14 protein-coding genes and 1 pseudogene are annotated in these 24,626 nt (G+C 62.3%); 6 read left to right on the plus strand and 9 right to left on the minus strand.

What is annotated here, in order from left to right; translation table 11 throughout:
- Positions 1-101: 101 nt before the first annotated feature.
- The 3 genes from B0G71_RS11425 (at position 102) to B0G71_RS11435 (ending at position 11,380) form a co-directional block, all read left to right on the plus strand.
- The gene (locus B0G71_RS11425) at positions 102-9,350 is read left to right on the plus strand and encodes a hemagglutinin repeat-containing protein (RefSeq protein ID WP_116141832.1); all 9,249 of its coding nucleotides are present in this window, start codon (positions 102-104) and stop codon (positions 9,348-9,350) included.
- 80 nt (positions 9,351-9,430) lie between these two features.
- On the plus strand, positions 9,431-9,574 hold the full coding sequence (locus B0G71_RS41325) for a hypothetical protein (protein WP_181916757.1): 144 nt from the start codon (positions 9,431-9,433) through the stop codon (positions 9,572-9,574).
- Between the two features lie 78 nt (positions 9,575-9,652).
- Positions 9,653-11,380 (plus strand): ShlB/FhaC/HecB family hemolysin secretion/activation protein, encoded by a 1,728-nt coding sequence (locus B0G71_RS11435; protein WP_116141836.1) that lies wholly within the window; start codon positions 9,653-9,655, stop codon positions 11,378-11,380.
- 33 nt (positions 11,381-11,413) lie between these two features.
- Here B0G71_RS11435 and B0G71_RS11440 read toward each other — a convergent pair whose 3' ends face one another.
- The 4 genes from B0G71_RS11440 to B0G71_RS11455 form a co-directional block, all read right to left on the minus strand.
- The gene (locus tag B0G71_RS11440) at positions 11,414-12,232 is read right to left on the minus strand and encodes an ABC transporter permease subunit (RefSeq protein WP_116117186.1); all 819 of its coding nucleotides are present in this window, start codon (positions 12,230-12,232) and stop codon (positions 11,414-11,416) included.
- On the minus strand, positions 12,232-13,161 hold the full coding sequence (locus B0G71_RS11445) for an ABC transporter permease subunit (protein WP_116117187.1): 930 nt from the start codon (positions 13,159-13,161) through the stop codon (positions 12,232-12,234). The genes B0G71_RS11440 and B0G71_RS11445 overlap by 1 nt, the downstream gene beginning before the upstream one ends.
- Entirely contained in the window at positions 13,158-14,324 is a 1,167-nt protein-coding gene (locus tag B0G71_RS11450) for an ABC transporter ATP-binding protein (RefSeq protein ID WP_181916758.1), read from the minus strand. The genes B0G71_RS11445 and B0G71_RS11450 overlap by 4 nt, the downstream gene beginning before the upstream one ends.
- 92 nt (positions 14,325-14,416) lie before the next feature.
- The gene (locus B0G71_RS11455) at positions 14,417-15,517 is read right to left on the minus strand and encodes a polyamine ABC transporter substrate-binding protein (protein WP_106285588.1); all 1,101 of its coding nucleotides are present in this window, start codon (positions 15,515-15,517) and stop codon (positions 14,417-14,419) included.
- Positions 15,518-16,027: 510 nt separating this feature from the next.
- Between B0G71_RS11455 and B0G71_RS11460 the strand changes: the two genes are divergently transcribed.
- From B0G71_RS11460 to B0G71_RS11470, 3 genes are all read left to right on the plus strand, one after another.
- Positions 16,028-17,329: an Nramp family divalent metal transporter gene (locus B0G71_RS11460; protein WP_116141838.1), complete on the plus strand. Its 1,302-nt coding sequence runs from the start codon at positions 16,028-16,030 to the stop codon at positions 17,327-17,329.
- Positions 17,330-17,604: 275 nt separating this feature from the next.
- On the plus strand, positions 17,605-18,942 hold the full coding sequence (locus B0G71_RS11465; protein WP_116141840.1) for a phospholipase A: 1,338 nt from the start codon (positions 17,605-17,607) through the stop codon (positions 18,940-18,942).
- Positions 18,943-19,098: 156 nt separating this feature from the next.
- Positions 19,099-19,302 carry a DUF1289 domain-containing protein gene (locus B0G71_RS11470; RefSeq protein ID WP_116117190.1) on the plus strand — a complete coding sequence of 68 codons (204 nt, stop codon included), beginning with the start codon at positions 19,099-19,101 and terminating at the stop codon, positions 19,300-19,302.
- Positions 19,303-19,446: 144 nt separating this feature from the next.
- Here B0G71_RS11470 and B0G71_RS11475 read toward each other — a convergent pair whose 3' ends face one another.
- The 5 genes and pseudogenes from B0G71_RS11475 to B0G71_RS11495 form a co-directional block, all read right to left on the minus strand.
- The gene (locus B0G71_RS11475) at positions 19,447-20,109 is read right to left on the minus strand and encodes an OmpW family protein (RefSeq protein ID WP_277872786.1); all 663 of its coding nucleotides are present in this window, start codon (positions 20,107-20,109) and stop codon (positions 19,447-19,449) included.
- Between the two features lie 71 nt (positions 20,110-20,180).
- A complete protein-coding gene (locus tag B0G71_RS11480; RefSeq protein WP_116141842.1) occupies positions 20,181-21,371 on the minus strand; it encodes a nitronate monooxygenase family protein in 1,191 nt (396 codons plus the stop codon).
- A 128-nt stretch (positions 21,372-21,499) separates the two neighbouring features.
- Positions 21,500-21,625 (minus strand): annotated as a pseudogene (locus tag B0G71_RS41945) (aldehyde dehydrogenase family protein); the annotation flags it as partial.
- 144 nt (positions 21,626-21,769) lie between these two features.
- Entirely contained in the window at positions 21,770-23,362 is a 1,593-nt protein-coding gene (locus B0G71_RS11490; RefSeq protein WP_106285582.1) for an ABC-F family ATPase, read from the minus strand.
- A gap of 82 nt (positions 23,363-23,444) precedes the next feature.
- Positions 23,445-24,464, minus strand: a complete 1,020-nt coding sequence (locus B0G71_RS11495; protein ID WP_116141846.1) for an NAD(P)-dependent oxidoreductase — start codon at positions 24,462-24,464, stop codon at positions 23,445-23,447.
- Positions 24,465-24,626 lie beyond the last annotated feature (162 nt).

Genomic DNA, 24,626 nt, shown 5'->3' on the forward strand with positions numbered 1-24,626 from the left:
AGCGTTGTATCTGGCTCAAGTGAGGTAAAAACTCAGACCCTGATCGTTTCATCTGGCGCTAGTTTACAGGTCGTTAAAAATTAGCATACCGAACGGGCCAGATGAACAGGAACAACTACCGGCTGGTATTCAGCCGACTGAGAGGCATGCTGGTCGCCGTCGAGGAAACGGCCACGGCATCGGGAAAAGGCGATGGCGAGACTGCGGCAACGCGCCGCGCGTGGACGCGGCCATCCAGCGTATCGCTTCGTTTCGCGCTGCGCAGCATCGCGCTCGCGGCGCTCGTTCTGCTCGGGGTGGCTCCGGAGATCGGCGCGGCACAGATCGTACCGGGCGGCGCGCACGCCCCGAACGTCATCCAGACGCCGAGCGGGCTCGACCAGGTGAACATTAACCGTCCGTCTGGTGCGGGCGTGTCGGTCAATACCTACAACCAGTTCGACGTACAGCAGCGCGGCGCCATCCTGAACAACTCGCCGACGATGGTGCAGTCGCAACTCGGCGGCATGATTAACGGCAATCCGAACTTCGCGCCGGGACAAGCCGCAAGGGTCATCGTCAACCAGGTCAACAGTGCTAGCGCATCGCAATTTAACGGCGCGCTCGAAGTCGCGGGCCAACGCGCGAACGTGATTCTGGCAAATCCGTCAGGAATTTCTGTCAACGGTGGGACATTCATCAACACGAGCCGCGCGACGCTAACAACCGGCACGCCGAATTACGCCGCGGACGGCTCCGTGTCAGGCTTCAATGTCACGGGCGGCAACATCGCGTTCAGCGGCGCGGGCCTGAATGCGTCGAACGTCGATCAGGTGGACTTGCTGTCCCGTGCCGTGCAGGCCAATGCCGCGGTTTACGCGAAGACAAACCTGAACGTCGTAACCGGCGCGAACAGCGTCGACTACAACACGCTCAACGCGACGCCGATTGTGGGCAACGGCCCCGCGCCTGGCGTTTCGATTGACGTCAGCAATCTCGGCGGCATGTACGCGAACCGCATCCAGCTGGTCGGGACAGAATTGGGCGTAGGAGTTTCGCTCAAGGGCATCGCGGCTGCGCAATCGGGCGACCTCGTGCTGACATCGGCGGGCAGGCTGGTGCTTGCAGGCCAGACGAACGCAAGCGGCAATATCGTTGCGAACGCACCGGACATCGACAACACAGGCACGACCTACGCGCAGCAGAATGTCAGCCTGACCACGTCTGGCGCGCTGACGAACAGCGGCATGGTTGCCGCGCAGCAGAACACGACCGCAAGCGCGGGTTCGGTGAGTTCGACCGGCACGCTCGCGGCGGGCGTGAACGGCGACGGCTCGCTGGCGCAGTCAGGCGACCTTAATGTGAACGCGTCTGGCGCAGTCATGGCGACGGGCCGAAATGTGGCGGGCGGCAATGCGCGCATAAGCGGCGCGTCGGCCAATCTCGCGGGCGCAACGAATTCCGCGAACGGTGCGCTTGCGCTGGCGGCAAACAGCGGCGACCTGAACCTGTCGGGCGCGACGACGACCGCAGGCGGCACACTCGACACGCGCGCAAGCGGTACGCTCACGAACGATAACGGCGCGATGTCGTCAGGCGGCGCGCAGACCATCACGGCGGGCGCACTCTCGAACCGAAGTGGCCAGATCGTTGCGGGTAGCACACTGACCGAAAACGTCTCTGGCGCGACGAACAACCAGGGCGGCACGATGCAGGCCGCGGGCGCGCTCGCCTCGTCGAGCGGAACGCTCAACAATTCTGGCGGCACCATCGCGTCGCTGAATGCAGACGGCGTTTCCATTTCGACGACCGGCCTGCTCAATAACGGCGCGGGCGGCAGCATCGGCGGCAATGGCGCGGTTACATTGCAAGGTGCGCAGATTGCGAACGCGGGTTCGATAACGGCGGTGCAGTCGCTGATTGCGCGCGCCGTGCAGGCCCTGTTCAACAGCGGCACGCTTGCGACCAATGCGGACATGACGCTGTCGGCCGGTACGACGCTCACGAACGCCGGTCAGTTCGGCGCGACGCGTGTGCTCGCGCTATCAGCCGCGACGTTCGACAACAGCAGCGGCACTGCGAGCGCCAGCCAGTTCACGCTGCACGCCGCGAACCTGCTGAATCACGGCGGCACCATCACGCAGACGGGAACCGGCGCGACGACGCTCGCCGTGACCGGCACGCTCGACAACTCGGCAGGCGGCACACTCCAGACCAACAGCACGGACCTGACGCTCGCACCGGCCGCACTCGATAACGACGGTGGCACGATCACGCACGCCGGGACCGGCAAGCTGTCGATCAATTCGGGTAACGGCGCGGGCGCAATCTCGAACGTCGGCGGCAGGATTGCCACGAACGGCCAGGGCTTGATTCAGGGCGGCGCGCTCAATAACGCATCGGGTTCGATCATTGGACAGAACGGCCTGACGGCGATATTCGGCGGCGCGCTGGACAACACGAATGGCAAGCTGCTTTCGAACACGGATACAAGCATTGCGAGCGGCACGCTCAATAACAATGGCGGCCAGATCGGTGCGGGCACAAAGGAAACGATCAGCACGGGTTCGCTGACGAACAGCGGCGGCTCGATGGTCGCGCCTGACCTTACGCTGACGACTGGCGCGACGCTCGATAACAGCGGCGGCGACATCGAGGCAAACCAGCTCACACTGAAAGCGACGGACCTGCTGAACCACGGCGGCACCATCACGCAGTATGGCACGTCGTCAATGGGCTTTACCATCGGCGGCACGTTCGACAATTCGAACGGCGGCACATTCCAGACCAGCAGCACCGATCTGACGCTTGCCCCCGGCGCGCTGGTCAACGATGGCGGGTCAATCATCGACGCCGGTACGGGCACGCTGACGATTGCTCCCGGCAATGGCGCGGGCAACTTCTCGAACGTCGGCGGCAAGATCATCGCAGCGGGACAGATAGCAGCACGCGCCGCAAGCCTGGACAACGCCAACGGCGTGCTCGCGGCGCATGGCAATATCGCAGCGAATATCGCCGGCGACCTGAACAATACACAAGGCTCCGTTCGTTCGCTCTCGTCGCTGTCACTCGCGAGCGGCGGCGCGCTGACGAACACGAACGGACAGATCCAGTCCGGCACAGGCGCGGCCGGCGACGTGAGCACGCTCGGCATTCAGGCCTCGTCGGTCAACAACACGAACGGCCTCGTCGGCAATCTCGGCTCGGGCGACATGACCGTGCAAGGCGGCAGCCAGACCGTCAACAGCGGCGGCGTGATAACAGGCAACGGCAATGTTGCCGTCAATACTTCGTCACTCGTGAATACGCAGAACGGCCAGCGCGGTGGCCAGATCAGCGGTGCGGGCGTCACCGTGCAAGGCGACACCGTCGACAACAGCGGCGGCCAGATCGGCACCTTCGCCGGTTCGAACGGCGACGTGTCGATTACGACGACCGGCGCGCTGACGAACGCAAACGGCCAGATCGGCGCGACACATAACCTCGCCGTGACTGCCGCGACGCTCACGGGCGGCGGCGCGTACAGCGCGGCCAACGATGTCGCGGTCAGCGTTCAGGGCGACTTCGCGCCGACACCCGATCTCCAGTTCAACGCGGGCCACGACCTGTCCTTTACCCTGCCGGGAACATTCAGCAATAACGCGCTGGTTCAGGCGGCGAATAACCTGAACATCAATGCCGGCGATGTCCAGAACAGCGGCGTCATGATGGCGGGCGGCACGCTCGCGACCCACTCGAACACGCTACAGAACACCGGAACGCTGGTCGGCGGCAGCGTCGCGCTCAACGCGACGCAATCGCTGTCGAACACGGGGCCGACCGCGCTGATTGGCGCAACCGACAGTAGCGGGACGCTAGAACTGCTGTCGAACGACATTGAGAATCGCGACGACACCACGGCGACCGACACCCAGGCGACGACGGCGATTTACGGTCTTGGCAAGGTGGTGCTCGCAGGCGGAAAAAATGCGGACGGCAGTTACACGAACGCGGGCCTGATCCGCAACCAGTCGGGGCTGATCGAATCGGCCGGCGACATGGAACTGCACGCCGCCCAGGTCACGAACACGCGCACGAGGATGACAACAACCGGCTTCAACCAGCCGGTCGATCCGGCGCTGCTGGAGCAACTGGGCATCAGCCTGTCCGGATGCACGGCAGTAACGATGGCCGCGTGCTCGGGGCAGAATGTCGGCTGGTCCAACGCAACTCCGGACATGATCGGCGGTGTCGATACGGATCCGCCGCACGGCGGCCAGTGGAACAGCGGCTACCAGTACACGACCTATACCGGTGTAGCGGTCGCGAACCTGATTGCAGGCATCAGCCCGCAAGGGCAGATCATCGCCGGGGGCAATCTCGATGCCTCGTCGGTCGGTCTGTTGCAGAACTACTGGAGCGCGGTCGCAGCGGTCGGCAGCATCGCAGCGCCCGTCTCGCTCGACCAGAATAGCTGGCAGGGCCAGGCGGCACCGGGTGTGCAGGTCACGTATTCAGGCTACTACCACTATACGAACTACGACCACAGCATTGCGGACTGGACATTGCCGTTTGGCGATGCGCCGTTCACGGGCCCCACCCCGGGCGGCTACACGCAGGCAGCACCCGCCGATATCCGCAACTACGCACTACCATCCCATGAGTCGAGCTTTGTCGCGGGCGGCACGCTCTCGGGCAACGGCATCAGCATCGACAACACGGCGGGCAACGCCGGTATTCCTTCGCTCGGTCTCGCACCGGGTCAGGCCATGTCGGGCGTGAACATCAACGGTATCAGCGGCAACGCGAGCGGCGGGAAATCTGGCGCGGCGTCGGTCAATGGCGGCAGCAGCACGGTCGACCCGGCGATTGCGAGCGCCACAGCGCAGAACGTGCTGCAAAACCTCTCAGTTCCCCAAGGCGGACTGTTCAGCCCCGCGACTACGCCGCGCGTCACGTACCTGATCGAAACAACCCCGGCATTCACCAACCAGAAGACGTTTCTTTCGAGCGACTACTACCTGCAACAGCTTGGCCTGAACCCGCAGACGACCGAGAAGCGTCTTGGCGACGGCTTCTACGAGCAGCAGATTGTACGCAACCAGATTACGTCGCTGACCGGCAAGGCGGTACTCGGTCCATACACCGACCTTCAGGGGATGTATCAGTCCCTGCTGGAGGCGGGCGCGTCGCTGTCGAAGTCGCTCGATCTGCCGCTTGGCATGAGCCTGTCGCCGGAACAGGTGGCGGCGCTGACCAGCAATGTCGTCATCATGCAGACGGAGATCGTCAACGGGCAGCAGGTGCTCGTGCCAGTCGTCTATCTCGCGAAGGCCAGCCAGCAGAACATGAACGGCCCGCTGATTGCGGCAACCGACATCGACATCCGGAACGCCCAGACCTTCACGAATAGCGGCACGGTGCAGGCAGGCAATGCGCTGTCGATCCAGGGCAACCAGATCAGCAATGCATTCGGCACGCTGCAAAGCGGCGGCCTGATGTCGCTGACGACGAAGGGCAACGTCGACCTGACTTCAGCGACCGTGAACGCCGGCAGTCTCGCGCTGAACGCAGGCGGCGACCTGCTGCTGAATACGGCGGTCAAAACTGTCGACCAGGTCAGCGCGACCGGCGCGACACGCACCACGACCACGCTCGGGCCCATTGCGAACCTGAACGTCGCCGGTAACGCGGCTATCGTCACAGGCGGCAATTTCGAGCAGAACGCGGGCAATCTGAATGTCGGCGGCAATCTCGGTATGGCCGTAGGCGGCAACTACGATATCGGCTCGGTGCAGACCGGCGAACACAAGGTCGTCGAGCGCGCGAACGGCGTGTCGAATACGGACATCAACCAGACGAACGGCAGTTCGATCAAGGTCGGTGGCATGTCGGTGATTGGCGTCGGCGGCGATCTGACACCGACCGGTGCGAACATCAATCTAGCGGGCGGTGGAACGCTCGCCGCGAACGGCAATGTGACCTTGCAGGCTGCAAAAGCCACGTCGACCACGGATAGCAACAGTTCGGGCAGCGACAGCCACGGCAGCTACTCGGAATCTCTGCACCGCTCCGACGATACGCTTACCGCAACCACGTTCAACGCGGGCAACTCGCTGACCATGGCATCGGGCAAGGATATCAACGTCACGGGCAGCGCAATCGGTCTGGACACGGGAACTGCGACGCTCGCGGCAGCAGGCAACGTCAACATCGGCGCGGCAACGGAAACGCACGTCGAGAATACGCAGGAGCAGCACAAGCACAGTAATGTCGTGAGCGGCAAGGAAGTGGCGAGTTCGAGCAACACGACCACTACGCTCTCGCAAGGCAGTCTCGTGTCTGCGGACGCCGTGTCAATCGCGAGCGGAAACGACATCAACGTCAAGGGCAGCACTATTGCCGCCACGAACGACGTGAACCTTGCCGCTGTAGGCAATGTGACGATCACGACGTCACAGGATACTCAAACCTCGCAATCGTCTTATAGCGAGCGCAGCACGGGCTTCGGTGCGGGTGGCGGCATCGGCATTTCCTACGGCACCAGAGCGCAAACAGACACGGCCAACGACACGACCGCAATCAACAATGCAAGCACGGTCGGCTCGCTGAATGGCAGCGTGAACGTTACGGCCGGCAAAGACCTTCACGTAATGGATAGCAACCTGATTGCGGCGCAGAACGTCACGGGCACGGGCCAGAACGTGATGATAGACTCGGCTGTCGACACAATGCACCACGACGAGACGCACGAAGTCAAACAATCCGGCTTTACGCTCGCGATCAAAGCACCGGTCATCGACGCAATTTCGAACACGGTTGACCAGTCGCGCGCGGCCAGCCGCAGTCAGGACGACCGTGCGGCGGCGCTTCACGGCATGGCAGCCGCAAGCGGCGCGATTGATTCGATTGGTGCGGCAGGCGGAGCCCTCGGCAGTCTTGCGAGCGGCGGCACGCCAGAAGCCAAGATCGAACTTAGCTACGGCAGCAGCCACAGCAAGAACACCTATACCGAAGACAGCACTGCGAACCGGGGTTCGAGCGTTGCGGCGGGCGGCACAGCCGCATTCGCGGCGACGGGTGACGGGACGCCGGGAAGTGGCAACCTGACGATTGCCGGTTCGAACGTCAACGCTAACGACGTGATTCTCGCCGCCAATGACAAGGTCAATCTGCTTAACACAACCGACACGGATTCGACGCGCAGCACAAACGAATCCAGCAGTGGGAGCGTGGGGATTTCATACGGCACGAGTGGCTTCGGTGTTGATGCTTCCATGTCAAAGGCATACGGCAACACCAACAGCGATTCCGCAATCGTGAACAACACGCACATCAATGCGGGTAACTCGGCGACGATTCTCTCGGGCGGCGACACCAACATCACCGGCGCGAACGTGAGCGGGAAGCAGGTCAATGCCGATGTCGGCGGCAACCTGAACATCGCCAGTGTGCAGGACACCATGAATAGCGCCGCTCATCAGGAAAGCTCGGGCGGCGGCTTCTCCGTCAGTCAAGGCGGTGCGAGCGGCAATTTCAGTTCGCAGCATGGCGACGCTACAGGAAACTATGCGGGAGTGAACGAACAGGGCGGAATCCAAGCTGGAGACGGTGGGTTTAACGTCAACGTCAAAGGCAACACGGACCTGAAAGGCGGAACGATTGCGAGCACGGCAGACGCAGCAAACAATACCCTCTCGACCGGTACGCTCACGTTCAGCGACATCCAGAACAGTTCAAGCTACAACGCACATTCGGGTGGCATCGGCGGCGGCGTGACATTGGGTGACGGTGGCTCGAACTACGCAACGCACGGCAGTACGTCGGGTACGAACACGGGCGGTGCGGCGCCGATGTTGAGCCAGAACGACAGCGGCAGTGATAGTGCGACGACACGCAGCGCGATCAGCGCAGGCACGGTCAACGTGACGGACGCGACTCACCAGACGCAGGCCGTTGCAAGCCTGTCGCGCGATACGACGAATACGAACGGCACGGTCGCTAAACTGCCAGACGTGAATAACCTGCTCGACAGGCAGTCCGACATGATGGCGGCAGCAAGTGCCGCGGGCGAAGCGGTCTCCCGCCGTGTGGGCGACTTTGCGCAGTCGAAGTATGACGAGGCGAAGGCCAATGGCGACCAGGCCGGCATGGATGCCTGGAAGGTAGGCGGCATTGCGCGAGCGGACATGCAGGCGGCAGGCGCGGCTATCGTGACCGGTCTCGCGGGCGGCAACGCCGTGGGTGGCGCGGCTGGCGCTGCTATCGCTTCTATCGCTGCGGGCAAACTGAACGAACTTGGCGGCGCGATTGCGGGCGCGAATCCGACCGGCAGCGGCGACGTGAATACCGCACTCGGGAACATCGTCGCGAACGCAATCGCGACCGGTGCGGGCGGCGCAATCGGCGGTAACGCAGGAGCGGTTTCGGGCTACAACGTCGACCGCTTTAACCGGCAGTTGCACCCTGACGAGCGGCAATTTGCGAAGGACAATGCGAGCAAGTTCGCGCAGTTCTACAAAGACCAGACCGGACAGACCATCACTGCGGACCAGGCTCAACAGATGTTGCTCGCGAGCGGATATCGGCTGGTCGACGCGGCAGCGGGCGCGGGACCGGCGCCGGACGGCAGCAGATACGCGACAGCGTTCATTAGCCAGAACGCGGGCAATATGTTCCGCGCGACTACGGCCGAATACAACAGCCCGTTCCTCTATGGCAATGGCGATCATTCGTTGTCGCCGGAACAGAAAGCATTACCGGGCGCGGTCGCGAGTCCAAAGACCGGTCTTGCGATTGCGGCTGGTCTGGCGACGGCGGGTTTCGCTCCAGAGATTGCTGCTGGAATTGCGTCGATACCGGGCACACCTGTCTTCGGTTCCACTGGTGCGCTGGGGTCTGGCACACTGGCCTCGCCTCTTGGAATCGCGGCCATTACCGGTGGTGTAAATGCGACATCGCAGTACATACAGAACGGCACAATTAACCTCGTGGATGTTGGTTATGCCTCGTTGGCGGCAGGCGCCGGAACCTATACGAAACTCATCGGGAATGTTGCAATAAACGCTGTGACCGGGGCCCTCGATACGGTGACCAATAACGCGATTTCAGGGAAGCATGACAGCGTCGCCACTGGCGCGGCGGTGAATGCTGGCGCGTCGGCGATTGGCTACGGCATTGGTCTTGCGGTGCAGAATTCGCTTGCTGGCTTGTCGAAGGTTGCGACCAATAGCTTTAACTGGTCGGGTACGGACGTTTGGGCGGGCTCGTCAGGTCAAAATCTGTTTATTCCGAATAATCTTCCGGTTATCGGTTCCGGCACTTTTGGTGCGGCTGGCTCGGAAGCGGGAACTAAAGCGATCAACGATGCGAAAGCCCGGATTGGCAAGTGAATAACATGATTCGACTCATACTTCTATATTTCATAGCTTTTTTTCTTGCGTTTCTAGGCTTTGTGGCCGTCGAGTTGTTCGTGAAAGTCTATGTCGCAATTTTTTACGGCGGTGGCTTTGGTTGGGATATTCGCGACACGAAGTTCGTGATTGTGAACGGCACATTGATGGGGCTTGTATTTTCCGTACTCGCGACCGTGGCCTGGGTACGGAACAGAAGATAAAGATCTCTAACGACCCGTACGCACGTTAATCAGCACGCCGAACTCCTGACAGGGGGCCGGCTCTATCTCGCATCTCCTATGAAAATCAGAAAGAGCCTGGCGGCGCTGCCGCTATCGGCTTTGGTCGCGCTCGCGCCCAATGTGCAGGGGCAAAGCCTCGGCGGACTGGAAACAGAACAGAACCAGCAGCAGCGGCGCGACGCCCAACAGCGCCAAGCCGCAGTCGAAGCGCCGGCCGTGCGCTCGACCTTGCAGAAGGTCGAAGGCTTTCCCGCCCTTCCGGCTGAAACGCCGTGCTTTCGCATCGACCGGTTCGCGCTTGACGTGCCCGACACGCTGTCGGCCGCGGCGCACGCGAAAGGCGCGTCCGCTTTGCCTCTCGACCCTTTCGCATTTGCTCGCGAATGGCTCGCCCACTACAAAGGGCAATGTATAGGCAAGGCAGGCATCGACGCGCTCACAAAGGGATTGCAGCAAGCGGTTCTTGGCCGAGGCTACGTGACCACCCGCGTACTTGTGCCGCAGCAGGATTTGACGACGGGCACGCTGTCGTTTGCGCTCGTGCCGGGTCTGGTTCGGCAGGTCCGGCTGGCCGATCCTTCCATGTGGGGAACGTGGAAAAACGCGTTTCCGGTCAGCGGCGGTGACCCGCTGAACATGCGCGATCTGGAGCAAGGTCTGGAGCAGATGAAGCGCGTCGCAAGTCAGGACGTGGACATGAAGATTGAACCGATCGACATCCCAGGCGGCAGCGATGTCGTCGTGACAGTGAGGCGCGCGAAGCCCTGGACGTTCGTCGCTTCGGTCGATAACTCGGGCACGTCGTCGACGGGCAAGTGGCAAGGCAACGTCAGCCTTGGCATTGATAACCCGCTTGGGCTCAATGACGTGTTCACAGTTGGCGCGAATCAGGATTTGTCGTTCGGCAACAAGTCACTTGGTTCGCACGGGTTCAATAGTTCGTATTCCATTCCGTTCGGCTACTGGACGGCGACCCTGTCGGGCAACACCAACACCTACTACCAGAACATCGCGGGCGTGAACCAGACGCTCGTGTCGAGCGGCAATTCACAGACGGCCGCACTACGCATCGCGCGCGTGCTGTCGCGCGGCCAGAACGACGTGCTTGGCGGATACGTGCACTTATCGAAGCGCTTCGGCGACAGTTTCATCGACGACACAACGATTCCGACACAGGCGCGCAACAACACGTTTCTCGAACTCGGCGCGACCGACCGGCATTACTTCGGCGCGGCGCAGTTCGACGGCACGCTCGCCTACCGTCAGGGCATCGGCGGGCTTGGCGCGACGCCGGATCCTTACATCGACGGCCCGACGTACCGCTTCCATATGGCCGTGCTCGACGCGAATCTATCGGTTCCGTTCGCCATCGCGAACCAGCCGTTCAGGTATGTGACCACATTCCACGGCCAGTTCACGAACGACACGCTTTTCTATATCGACGACCTGACCATCGGCAGCCGGTACACCGTGCGCGGCTTCGACGGCGAAACGATGCTCGCGGCCGAACGCGGCTTCTACTGGCGCAACGAATTGCAATGGCCGATCTTGCAGACGGGACAGACATTGTATGCGGGGATCGACTACGGGCGCGTGTTCGGACCTAACACGGCGGTATTGGCGGGGACGCAACTGGCGGGGGCAGTGATTGGCATTCGCGGCGGCGTGCCGGCGAAGGTTGTTGGCGTCTCGTATGACCTGTTTGCAGGGACGCCGATCTGCAAGCCTGAAGGATTCCCGACCGCGCGCTGGACGGTCGGGTTTCAGATGACTGCGCAGTTCTAGGCGAAAGCGCTGGACGCAACAGAACTCAAAAACTCAAACCGCCATCCCAGCCCGTCTCCTCTCCGCCCGCTGCATAAAATAATTAGCCGCCACCACCCCAACAGTAACCACAGCAATAAAGAGAGTAGCCAACGCATTCATCTCCGGATTCAACCCCAACCGAACACGCGAGAAAACAACGAGCGGCAAAGTAGTCGACCCAGGCCCAGACAAAAACGCCGACAGCACCAGATCATCAATCGACAAAGTGAACGACAACAGCCACCCGGAAACGAGCGCTTGAGAAATCAGCGGCAACGTAATAAAGAAAAACACTCGCAACGGCGTGGCCCCAAGATCCAGCGCCGCCTCTTCGAGCGAGGGATGCAACTCCTTCACCCGCGACTGCACGATGATCGCCACATAAGAAATACACAGCATCACATGCCCGATCCAGATCGTGAAAATGCCGCGCCCGGCAGGCCAACCCAACCACTTGGCCATTTCAATGAACAGCAGCAGCAGCGAAATCCCCTGAATCACCTCGGGGATCACCAACGGCGCATTGATCATCCCGGTATACAGCGTAAAACCGCGAAACCGCCCCATGCGTGCGAGCACGAAACCGGCCCACGTGCCAATGACAACGGAAGCAAACGCCGTCAACAAAGCCACCCGCAACGACAACCACGCCGCCGCGATCAACTCGTCATCCTGCAGCAACGCCGCATACCAGCGCGTCGAAAAGCGCGTCCACACGGTGACCAGTTGCGATTCGTTGAACGAATACACAATCAGACTCACGATCGGAATGTACAGAAACAGAAACCCGATCCCCAAGGCAATCAACTGCAAAATCCGGTTCGGTTTCATCAGCGCCTTTCCTCCATCGCCTTCGCCTGCGCGTACTGGAAAAACGCCATCGGCACCAATAACAACAACACCATTGCGCACGTCACGGCAGACGCCATCGGCCAATCGGCATTGTCGAAGAACTCATTCCACATCACGCGGCCGATCATTAGCGTGTTCGCGCCGCCTAGCAATTCGGGAATCACGTACTCGCCCACCGCCGGGATGAACACCAGCAAACAACCGGCGATAATGCCGTTCTTCGAGAGCGGCAACGTGATCTGCCAGAACGCCTTCCACGGCTTCGCGCCGAGGTCGTAGGCGGCTTCCAGCAGCGTCATGTCCATCTTCACGAGGTGCGCATACAGCGGCATCACAAGGAACGGCAGATACGAATAGACCATGCCGATATAAACGGCGGTGTTCGTGTGATACAACTCGATCGGCGAGTGAATCAACCCGATCGACATCAAAAAGTTATTCAGCAAGCCGTTGTTCTTCAGAATCCCGATCCACGCATACACGCGAATCAGAAACGACGTCCAGAACGGCAGCATCACGGCCATCATCAGCAGATTGCGGCTGCCCGGATTCGAACGCGCGATGTAATACGCCATCGGATAGCCGATCAGCAGACACAACAGCGTCGAGATCGCCGCGACCACCACGGAATTCACGTAGGTCGCGAAATAGAGGCTGTCGGTCAGCAGAAACGCGTAATGCGACAGATCCAGAGTGACGTGAATCGCGCCGTCCGCGAATTGGGTCAACTCTGTGTAAGGCGGAATGCCGAGCTGCAGATCGGCGAAACTGATCTTGACGACCAGCAGGAACGGCACCAGAAAAAACAGCAGCAGCCAGATGAACGGACCGGCCACCACCGCGGTACGCCCGGTCAGGTTGAAACGCCGCACCGGCCACGTGGCGAAGGAATTGAACGAGCGCTTCATGACGTCAGCACCACGCCGGCCGATGCGCTCCAGCGCACGTACACTTCGTCGCCCCAGGTAGGCGGATCGATCTCGGTCAGCGCGAGGCTCGTCACGTTCGCGATCACGGTTTTGCCGGCGTCGAGCTTCACGTGGTAAAGCGAATAGCCGCCCATATAGGCGATATTCGTGACGACGCCCTTGCCCCAGTTGTATGCGCCCTCAGGCGGTTTGCGCGTCAATGCGATCCGCTCGGGACGCACCGAAATCGTCACCGGCATGCCGAGCGGACCGGTAATGCCGTGGCTCACATACAAACGGCAAGACAGATCCGGCGTTTCGATGAACACGTGATCGGGCTCGTCTTCAACCGTATGGCCTTCGAACAGATTCGTCGAGCCGATGAATTCGGCCGAAAAACGGCTATTCGGATATTCGTACACTTCGTGCGGCGTGCCGAGCTGCACGATCTCGCCTTCGCTCATCACGGCAAGGCGGCCCGCCATGGTCATCGCCTCTTCCTGATCGTGCGTCACCATCATGCAGGTTACGCCGACCTTGTCGAGAATGTTGACCAGTTCGATTTGCGTGCGTTGGCGGATCTGCTTGTCGAGCGCGGACATCGGCTCGTCGAGCAGCAGCAGCTTGGGCCGCTTGACCAGCGAACGCGCGAGCGCCACGCGCTGTTGTTGACCGCCGGAAAGCTGATTGGGTTTGCGCTTCGCGAAGCGGCCCATCTGCACGAGTTCGAGCGCGGTCTGCACGCGGTCCTTCAGTTCGGCCTTCGGCACGCCTTCCTGCTTCAGCCCGAAGGCAACATTGCCCTCCACAGTCATGTGCGGAAACAGCGCGTACGACTGGAACATCATGTTGACCGGCCGGCGGTACGGCGGCAATTGCGCGAGGTCTTCGCCGTCGATCAGGATCTTGCCCGAGCTCACGCTTTCGAGTCCGGCCATCATGCGCAGCAAGGTCGACTTGCCGCAGCCGGAACTGCCGAGCAGCGCGAACAGCTCGCCCTTCTTCACCGAGAGGTTGACGCCCTTGACCGCCACGGTCTCGCCGAACTTCTTCACGACATCGACGACCTGGACGAAGTTGTCCGTGGCGTCGCCTGCAACGGCGTTCTGGCCCGGGGACGGCGCGACGGCCCCTGCCAGCGCGCCCGACTGGTCACTACTCATCACAATGCTTGACTCCGGCGTTTGACGAACAAAGCCCCCGGTGAACACCGAGGGCTTCTTGATGATGCTTACCCGTTCATTCTGGCCGCTGGTCAGCGGCCGGACTTGAATTCAGTCCACAGCCGCGTTTGCAGCCGCTGGATTTCCGGCGGCAACGGCTTCAGCAGGAACAGAGTCTTGATGACTTCAGGCGGCGGATACACGGCCGGGTCGTTCGCCACGTCCTTGTCCACGTACTTGCGCGCTTCGAGGTTGGCGCTCGGGTAGTAGACGGCATTGGTGATCGCGGCGTGAACCTGGGGCGTTTCGATGTAGTTGATCCATTCGAGCGCGGCTTCCTTGTTCTTCGCGTCTTTCGGAATCGCCATCACGTCGAACCACACCGGCGCACCGCCCTTCGGAATGTAATACTCGACCTTGTAGGGCTTCTTCGCTTCGACCGCGCGATGCTTGGCGATCACGACGTCGCCCGACCAGCCGTACGCAAAACACACGTCGCCGCCAACCAGGTCGTTGATATAGCCCGACGAATTGAACTGCGTGATGTACGGGCGGATCTTCTTCATCATTTCGAGCGCGGCGCGGTAATCGGCCGGGTTCGTGCTCATCGGATCCTTGCCGATGTAATGCAGCGCGGCGGCGAACATCTGGTCCGGCGCGTCGAGCACGGACACGCCGCACGCCTTCAGCTTTGAAATGTTTTCCGGCTTGAAGAGGACGTCCCAGCTATCGAGCGGCACGTTCTTGCCGAGAATCTGCTGCGCTTTGGTGACGTTGTAGCCGAGGCCGGTCGTGCCGTATGCCCAGGGCACCGTGAACTTGTTGCCCGGATCGGCGCCGGCGACGAGCGCCATCAGCGAGGGATCGAGGTACTTCAGGTTCGGCAGCTTCGATTTGTCGAGCGGCGCGAAAATGCCGGCGGCGATCTGCTTGCCGGCGTAATTGCTGGTCGGCACGACGATGTCGTAGCCGGAATTGCCGGTGAGGAGCTTGGCTTGCAGCGTGTCGTCGCTGTCGTAGTTGTCGTATTTGACCTGAACGCCGGTCTGTTTGGTGAAGTTCGGAATGGTGTCCTTGGCGATGTAATCGGACCAGTTATACACGTTGAGCTGCGTGTCTTTCGCAGCGGCCGTCAACCACGGCGCCGCGCACAACACCAGCGCCGCCACTTGCCCCACAACCCGTCTTTTCATTCCGTTCTCCGATCCTGACCGGCCCGTTGCCGGCCGTCCTCACCCGCGCCGCGGCACTGCGCCCACGGCTCCCCTGAAAAAACCGAAAAGTACCATCAATTATTGCGCGGACCAAAAAAATTGCCAGGCTGTCGCGCAAACGGTACAGCGTCAGCCGCACCGCTGGAAAATTGGCCGCAATTTTAGCGGGTTATGCGCGCGTGTCCACCCGAAAAAAACACCCGTACCGGCGCGCCGTTATCTGGTTGTCAAGTTGACGCTGCGCAGGGCGCGCTTCGTTCGGGCAAACGGCGGTGGCGCGCGGCCGTATTCCGTGACTTCGAGGCCGAACGGCCAAGGTCGGAGTGCACTCAAGCCGCGAAGCGTTCGACGGTGCACAATAGCTCTCACAGGCCGAGCGACGGCACGCCGCCCATCGCGTTGCCGCGTCCCGGCCTCGACGCGCCGCCCGCCGTCCGCATGGCGGGCACGTGGCTTGCAAGAGGATGCAGTCTTAACCCTCAGGCATCGATGAACACGAATCCGTTCGCCTTGCGTCCCAACCGCCGCCGGCGTCTACCGGCCGATGAGGGCGCACGTCCGCCGCACTGGTTCTCGTTCGTCGGCGCGGGCGCGTTGATCGCGGTCGGCTATATCGATCCGGGCAACTGGGCGACCGCGCTCGGCGCCGGCGCGGGCTACGGCTACCGCCTGCTCGGCATGGTGCTGCTGTCGAGCCTGATGGCGATGCTGCTGCAGTGGCTGTCCTCGCGCCTGGGCGTCGTGACCGGGCGCGATCTCGCGCAGGTCTGCCGCGAACGCACGGGCCGCCGCGGCACCCTGTTCCTGTGGCTGACCAGCGAGGTCGCGATCATCGCGTGCGATGTCGCCGAAGTGGTCGGCAGCGCCGTCGCATTGCAAATGCTACTCGGCGTGTCGCTCACGGTCGGGGTGTTGATGTCGGCGGTCTGCACCTTCGCGCTGCTCGCGCTCCAGCAGAAAGGCCGCAAACTGGAAGCGGTGATCGCGGTGCTGATCGGTTTCGTCGGCCTGTGCTTCGTGGTCCAGCTCGCGCTGGCACGGCCGGACTGGCACGCGGCGCTCGCCGGCACCGTGCCGAGCGTCGAACTGCTGCGCAACGCGGGCATGGTGTGGCTCGCGGCAGGCATCGTCGGCGCGACGGTGATGCCGCACAACCTCTATCTGCACTCGGCGCTCGTCAAGCATCACGCGCCCGACGGCAGCGACGCGCAGATCAAGGTCGCGCTGCACGTGGTCAATCTGGACACTTTCGGTTCGCTGTCGTTTGCTTTCGTGATCAATGCGGCGCTGCTGATCGTAGCCGCCGCCGTGTTCTATGTGAGCGGTCATCGCGACGTGACCGATCTCGCGGATGCCCACCGTCTGATCGCACCGCTCGTCGGCACGCATTGGGCGGGCATTCTGTTCGCTGCGGCGCTGCTCGCCTGTGGACTGAGCGCGACCGTCACCGGCACGCTGGCGGGCCAGGCGGTCATGGAAGGCTTTCTGCGCATCCGCCTGCCGCGCTGGAAACGCGCCCTGCTGACCCGCGCGCTGGCGATCGGACCGGCGCTCTTCGCGGTCGCGCTGTTCGGCCAGCACGGTTCCAATCAGTTGCTGGTGGCAAGCCAGGTGGTGCTGAGCCTGCAATTGCCGCTCGCGGTCGTGCCGTTGATCCGCTTTACGTCGGACGCCGCGCTGATGCGCGGCTGGCGCGTGCGCGGCGTGCCGCTCGTGCTCGCGTGGCTATCGGCGGCGTTCATCATCATGCTCAACGGCGCGTTGTTGTGGCAACTCGCGTTCGGTGTCTGAGAGGCCGTTTTTCGACCGGCCTGTCAATCAAGTGACTTTGTAAGTATTCTCTGAGTATCTCGCCATCACCGGCGACGCTGTCTGCTTGCGCGGCGCGCCGGCTGTGCGGCCTGTTTCATCCCGGCTGCCGGGTTGTTTGCGGCAGCCATTTTTGTGCCCATTTTTGCGCCCTTCAGCGCTTCCGCGCGACCGATCCGGTGAGCGTTGCGGGTGTCGTCTTTCGATGCCTAGCATGTCCGTTTCGCTCGCCGCCCTTGCTCCAGGACGACAGCCTCATGCGTTTTGACGCCTCAATCGACTGCCTTGCCCGCAACGCCTCCCCTCAGTCCCGTCAACTCACGGCGCGCTTCTCCCGCGTCACGCTGCTCGCCACGCTCGCCGTCTGCGCCGCCTGCGCCCTCCTCAGCGGCGAGGCACGCGCGACGGTCGCGATGCTGCAACCCGCCCGCGTGGCCGCCGCCAACGAGCCGTTGCAGATCACACTGCTCTACTCCGCCGACGACGCCAAGCCCCTGACCATCACCGTCCCGCCGACCATCCGCGTAACGTTGAGCGCAGGCGAACAGTCGCCGCAGCCGCTCGATTTAAAACGCGAAGCAGGCGTGCCCGACACGCTGCATCTGCGGCCGGGCCAGTTCCGCAAGGTGCGTTTCTCGGCGCCCTGGCCGCAGTCGGCGCGCGGCGAGGTCCGCATCGACCCGGTGGGCTTCGATGCGTCGCCGGCGCTCGTGGCGATCAATCGCGGGCCGCAGCAGGACGCGATTGCCCAGGCCGAACGCGCGGAAAGCCAGGCGACCACGCCCGCTCAAGTTGCGGCGACGGCAGCCGTGGTCGGCGGCCCGACCGGCGACGCCATTGCGCCGCCCGGCGATTCGCTCGCGACCACCGGACGCGGCGTGCTCTCGCACCTTTCCTATTACGATCCGATGTACATCGCGTTCGGCCACAACGGCGACACGAACGCGCGGCTGCAACTGAGCTTCAAATACCGCATCCTGATCCCGGACGATTTGCGCTCCAAAGCCTTCCTCGACAACCTGTACTTCGCATATACGCAGACCTCGATCTGGGATCTGTCCGCCGATTCGCGGCCGTTCCACGACACGACCTATTCGCCGCAGTTGTTCTACTACGTGCCGGACACCGGCTGGCAGAGCCCGCTGTACACGCGCATGGGTTTCGCGGCCGGCGTTGCGCATGAGTCGAACGGCAAAGCCGGCGCGGACTCGCGCAGCATCAACATGCCGTTTATCCGGCCCACCTGGGAATTCGGCGATCTGACGGCCAACCACCTGACCGTGTCGCCGAAGATCTATTACTACCTCGGCACGAGCAGCAACCCCGATATCGCCGACTATCGCGGCTACGTCGACCTGCTCGTCAAATACGGCAGCCCCGATGGCTGGCAACTGGCGACCACGCTGCGCAAGGGCACCAAGCACTGGTACGGCAGCGTGGATTCGCAATTCACCTATCCGCTCGCCAAGCTATTGGGCAGCGCGTGGGGCGGCTATGTGTGGGTGGGCTATTTCAACGGCTACGGCGAAGACCTGCTCGACTACAACAACCGCCAGCACTGGATCGCGCGGATCGGCTACAGCATCGCGCGTTGATGCGAGCGGGCGATATCGCGCGTCGAAGGCGTCGAAACATGCGGCAGATGCTGCCAACAATGCGCAAACCGCGGCCATGCCGGCGGCACGCGGCGAGGCGCATGGCGCGCATCGGTTAACATAGCGGAACTTCGCTTCTCCGCCCCAAGGTTTCCGATGGCTTCGAATCTCCACGATCTCCCCGACAGCCCGTGCATCGGCGTCTGTTCCACGCTGTTTGACGACATCTGCAAAGGCTGCGGTCGTACTGCCGTCGAAGTGTCCAACTGGGTTTTCCTGAGCGACGAGGAAAAGCGCGCCGTGTGGGTTCGCATCGAGCAGGAAGGCACGGCCATGCGGTTTGCGAACGACAAGCTGTAGATTGGCCTGGCGGCTCCGGTCGCCCGATGCTTGCGGCGCTGGCCGCTCAGATTCAATGTCAAAAGAGAACGCCGGGACGAAATTGCACCCGGCGTTTTCACATGGCAACGCATGTTGGTCAAGCGCGCATGCGATGCGTGACAATCAGAACCGCATCCCGACACCCAGACCAACCACCACCGGATCGATGCTCAAGCGGCCAAGCGGCTGCCCGCCGAGTGAAGCGTCCGTGTGCATCCAGATCTTCTTGATATCCGCGTTGACGAACAGGGACTTGGTGACCTGCACGTCGACGCCGGCCTGCAACGCCGGTCCCCAGCTGTGATTGTTGATCGAGATCGGCTGGCCGCCCGCGCTCAGGCCGCTGTTATAGAACAGTGTGTAGTTGAGACCCGCGCCGACATATGGGCGAATGCGGCCCGCGTGATTGAAGTGATACTGCAACAGCAGCGTGGGCGGCAATACGTTCACTCCGCCCAGGCCGCCGAGGTTCGAAGTCACTTGATGCCGCGACGTGCCGAGAATCAACTCGACGCCGAGGTTGTCGCGAATCATGTAGGTCAGATCCAGTTCCGGCACGGTCGCGTTATTGACGCCGACGTTGAGCGCGCTCAGCGATTGCGTCGTGCTCACGTTCGGCATGATGCTGATGGCGCGCAAGCGCACCAGCACGTCGCCGGCGTGAATACCGCTCATCGCGTCGTCGCCGGCCGCATGCGCCAGCGGCGCGAGCGCGCCCGTGAACAGCAGGCTCGCTGCGATGGCGGCGGTTCGGATTCTGTTCCTGTTTCTGAACGAGTGCTTCATGTGCTTCCCCGCTTGGTTTGTTTGGATGCGGGGATTGTCGAAGTTCTCGTCGCGCGGCGGGTTGACGCGTATCAACCCAGCGAGAATGCCCAGCGACCTGCGACAGCCGGTCGCGTCGCGCCCGTCAACAGCAGTTCGAGCAGATCGTGCACGCTGCGAATCGCCGTGCCGAACGGCAACGCTTCGCGGCCGCGGAAGAACAGACCGTTCGCCACGTCGCCGCGCAATGCCGCCGCGAGCCGCGTGTCGATACAGAAGTGGCCGAACTTCTCGATACCGTCGCGCCAGCCGCACGCGCTGAGACATTCCAGCGCGGTCGGGCAGATATGTTTGAGCGCGCCGACTTTCTCGCGGATTTTCGTTTCATGCCGCAGATAGCGCATCAGCCAGGGCGTTTTCACGGCGCGCGCGGGCAGTCCCGTTACGCTGACGAATTCGACGATGTCCTCCGGCGTGGCTTCAGCCAGTACCCGCTTGAAATTCGGATGCGCGTCGCCTTCTTCGGTAACGGCGAACGGCGTGCCGAGTTGCACGCCGCTGGCGCCCGCGCTCAGCAGCTTACAGACGGCCTCGTGACTATTGATGCCGCCCGCGACGATCAAGGGCACGTCCTGCCGGTTCACACCGAGCGAGACGAATACCGTGTCGAGTTCTTCGAGGATGCGGAAGAAATCGAAGCGTCCATCGTGTTGATCGGTCAGGTTGCTGACGCCGAGATGGCCGCCCGCATGCGCCGGATGTTCGATCACCACCGCGTCGGGCAAACGGCCTTTTTTCATCCACTTCTTCAGCACGAGCGCGACACCGCGGCTATCCGACAGAATTGGAATCAGCGCGATGTCGTGGCCTTGGGTCATGTCGGGCAAATCGAGCGGCAGGCCGGCGCCCATGACAATCGCATCGGCGCCGCTTTCGCATGCGACGCGCACGTAGTCGGCTTGCGCGCTGACTGCTTTCATCACATTGACGGCGATCATGCCGCGGCCTTCGCTGAGTGCTTTAGCGGAGTGAATTTCGCGGGCCAGCGCGGTGAGATTGGCTTCTTCCAGCGTGGCACGCTCGGGCGACTCGCGGCAGCGGTCCATCAGATCGCGATGATGATGCCGCAGGTCGATACTGGCGATGGTGCCCAGCGCGCCTTCGCGAGCGACGCTGCCGGCCAGCCGGTGCGCCGAGATGCCGACGCCCATGCCGCCTTGCACGATCGGCAGTAACGAGCGGCCGCGAATGACGAGCGGTGGGAGGGAGTGAGAGGTGAGCATGACTGGCCCGATGGCGGATTATCGAAACGCTGATAATCGTCGGTCGGGCGCAGCCTGGGTTGCTTCAGGTCAATGGGTGAGCCAAAGCTTTAGTCATTGTGTCGATCATTTGATATCGGTCAGCCGGATCAAACCTTGAACTGCATGGACTTGAGTTCGAGATACTCTTCGAGTCCATGGACCTCGTTTTCGCGGCCGAAGCCCGACTTTTTGAAACCGCCGAACGGCGCGGCTATGTTCCACGTGCCGCCCGTCACCAGTTCGGCGCTCTCCTCGATGCGCGTGTGCGCCGAACAGGTTTGCCCGGAGTTCAGGAAGCACGTGGCGACGCGCGCGCCATGAAAAAAGCCCGCTTCGGAGAAGCGGGCTCTGCGGCGCAACGAGCGGTTCAGTCCTGATTACTGCACGCCCTGGCTCAACAGGAAGTCTTCGTAGTTGCCACCGAAGTCGTTCAACGTGCCATTGGTCTTCACTTCGATAATCCGATTCGCCAGGCCGCTCACGAACTCGCGGTCGTGCGACACGAAAATCAGCGTGCCTTCGAACTTGTCGAGCGCGATCTGCAGCGATTCGATCGATTCCATGTCCATGTGGTTGGTCGGCTCGTCCATCAGCAGCACGTTGTGGCGGCCCAGCATCAGCTTGCCCCAGATCATGCGGCCCTTCTCGCCGCCGGAGAGCACCTTGACCGACTTGCGAATGTCGTCGGCATTGAACAGCAGCCGGCCGAGCGTGCCGCGCACCATTTGCTCGTCGTCACCTTCCTGCCGATAGCCGTCGATCCAGTCCATCAGCGTGACGTCGTCCGGAAACTCTTCGTACGTGTCCTGCGGCATGTAGCCGACGTTCGCGTTCTCAGCCCACTTCACCGTGCCGTGATCGAGCGTAAGCTTGCCCAGCAGCGAGCGCAACAGCGTGGTCTTGCCCGCGCCGTTCTCGCCGATGATCGCGATCCGCTCGCCCGGCTGCACGCTAATGCTGAAGTCGTTGAAAATCTGACGCTCGTACTTCTTCGAAATCTTCTCGGCCACCACCGCGATGTTGTGCAGCTTCTTCTCGTACTCGAAGCGGATGAACGGGTTCTGCCGCGACGACGGCTTGAATTCCTCGATCTTGATCTTGTCGATCATTTTCAGACGGCTGGTGGCCTGGCGCGCCTTCGACTTGTTCGCCGAGAAGCGACGCACGAAGTCCTGCAGGTCGGCCACACGTTCCTTCGCCTTCGCGTTGGCGTTCTGCTGACGCTCGCGCGCCTGCGTGCTTGCCAGCATGTAGTCGTCGTAGTTGCCCGGATAGACCTTCAGCGTGCCGTAGTCCATGTCGGCCATGTGCGTGCAGACCTGGTTCAGGAAGTGCCGATCGTGCGAGATGATGATCATCGTCGAGTTGTACTGGTTGAGCACGTCTTCCAGCCAACGGATCGAGTTGATGTCCAGGTTGTTGGTCGGCTCGTCGAGCAGCAGCACGTCCGGCTTCGAGAACAGCGCCTGCGCGAGCAGCACGCGCAGTTTCCAGCCCGGTGCGACGTTGCTCATCGGGCCGTTGTGGTCCTCGATCGCGATGCCGATGCCGAGCAGCAGCTCGCCCGCGCGCGCTTCGGCGGTGTAGCCGTCGTACTCGGCGAACTTCGCTTCGAGTTCGGCGGCGTGCATGTAGTCGTCGTCCGTCGCGTCGGGGTTCGCGTAGATCGCGTCGCGCTCGGTCATGGCGGCCCACATTTCGGCGTGGCCCATCATCACGACGTCGAGCACGCGCACGTCTTCGTAGGCGAACTGATCCTGGCGCAATTTACCGAGGCGGATGTTCGGTTCGAGCATGACGTTGCCCGAACTCGGCTCCAGGTCGCTGCCCAGGATCTTCATGAAAGTGGACTTGCCGCAGCCGTTCGCACCAATCAGGCCATAGCGGTTCCCTCCCCCGAATTTGACCGAGATATTCTCGAAGAGGGGCTTTGGCCCGAATTGCATGGTGATATTGGCGGTAGACAGCACGGCGCGTCCCTTTAATGTGATATCGGCGAAAAACCCAATATTTTAGCAGGTTATCGCGAATTCAACCCGCACGCCCGTCGCGCTACCGGCTTTGAATGCCTCGCGGTGTCTGCAGAACGTCGATGAACGCCGACAGGTCGGCCTCGCCCAGCCCCATCGCCGCGCCGAGCCGCAGCAATTGCTGAACCGTCGACGAGACCGGCATGGGCGTGCCGGTCTCGTAGGCGGTCGCCGCCACCGTGTCGATGTCCTTCTGAAAGGTCCGGAACGCGCCGATCGGCGCGAGGCCGGTTTGCGTCATGCGCGGCACGAATGTTTGCAGCAGCACCGAATCGGCCCAGCCGCCGGCCAGACCTTCGGTCAGCCGGGAAGCGTCGAGGCCGCTGCGCTGCGCGAGGCTCACCGCTTCGGCAATCGCCGCGAGCGTCGCCGTGACGATGGTTTGATTGCACAGCTTGGCGGTCTGGCCCGCGCCGACCTCGCCCATGTGCGTGACACGCGACGCGTAGGCGCTAAGCAACGGCTTGACGGCTTCGACGTCCGCAGCGGCGCCGCCCGCCATGACTGCCAGCGTGCCGGCGGTGGCGCCGGCCACGCCGCCTGAAACCGGCGCGTCGATCCAGCCGATGCTGCCGGCCGGCTTGTCCGCGCCTGCGTTCACGTTCACGTTCACGTCCACGCCAGCGCCCTCGGCGGCTCGCACACCCGCGCCTTCGCCGGCGTGCGCGCCGCCCGCGCCGTCCGCGCGAACCGCCGTCAGCACCGCCGCGCGCTGCGCGAATACGCGCGTCGCGGCCGGCGGGATGCTGGAGTGATCGACGATCCAGCGCAACCGGCCCGATACGGGCGCATCGGCGCCAAGAAGGCCCGCGGCGCCGAACACGGTCTCTTCCACCGCCGCCGCATCCGCGACGCATAGCAGCACGGCTTCACATCGTGTCGCAAGTTCTCGCGGCGTGTCGACCACCCGGGCGCCGTCCGGCACTAACACTTCGGCCTTGGCCCGCGTGCGATTCCAGACATGCACCGTATGTCCCGCGCGCAGCAGATGCCGGATCATCGGCGCGCCCATCAAACCAGGACCGCAAAAACCAATTTCCACTTCGAACCTCGTCGGCTATCAGATTGAGTTGCGCGGACATCATAACGGCGGCGTCCCGCCACGGCATACCGGGCACGGCATGTGCGACATGACTCGCTCACACGAGGCCGTTCGCGGCGCTTGCGTTGCCTATACTTTTTGAACACCAACGAAGATCAAAGG

Source organism: Paraburkholderia sp. BL27I4N3, assembly GCF_003386115.1.
Taxonomy (GTDB): domain Bacteria; phylum Pseudomonadota; class Gammaproteobacteria; order Burkholderiales; family Burkholderiaceae; genus Paraburkholderia.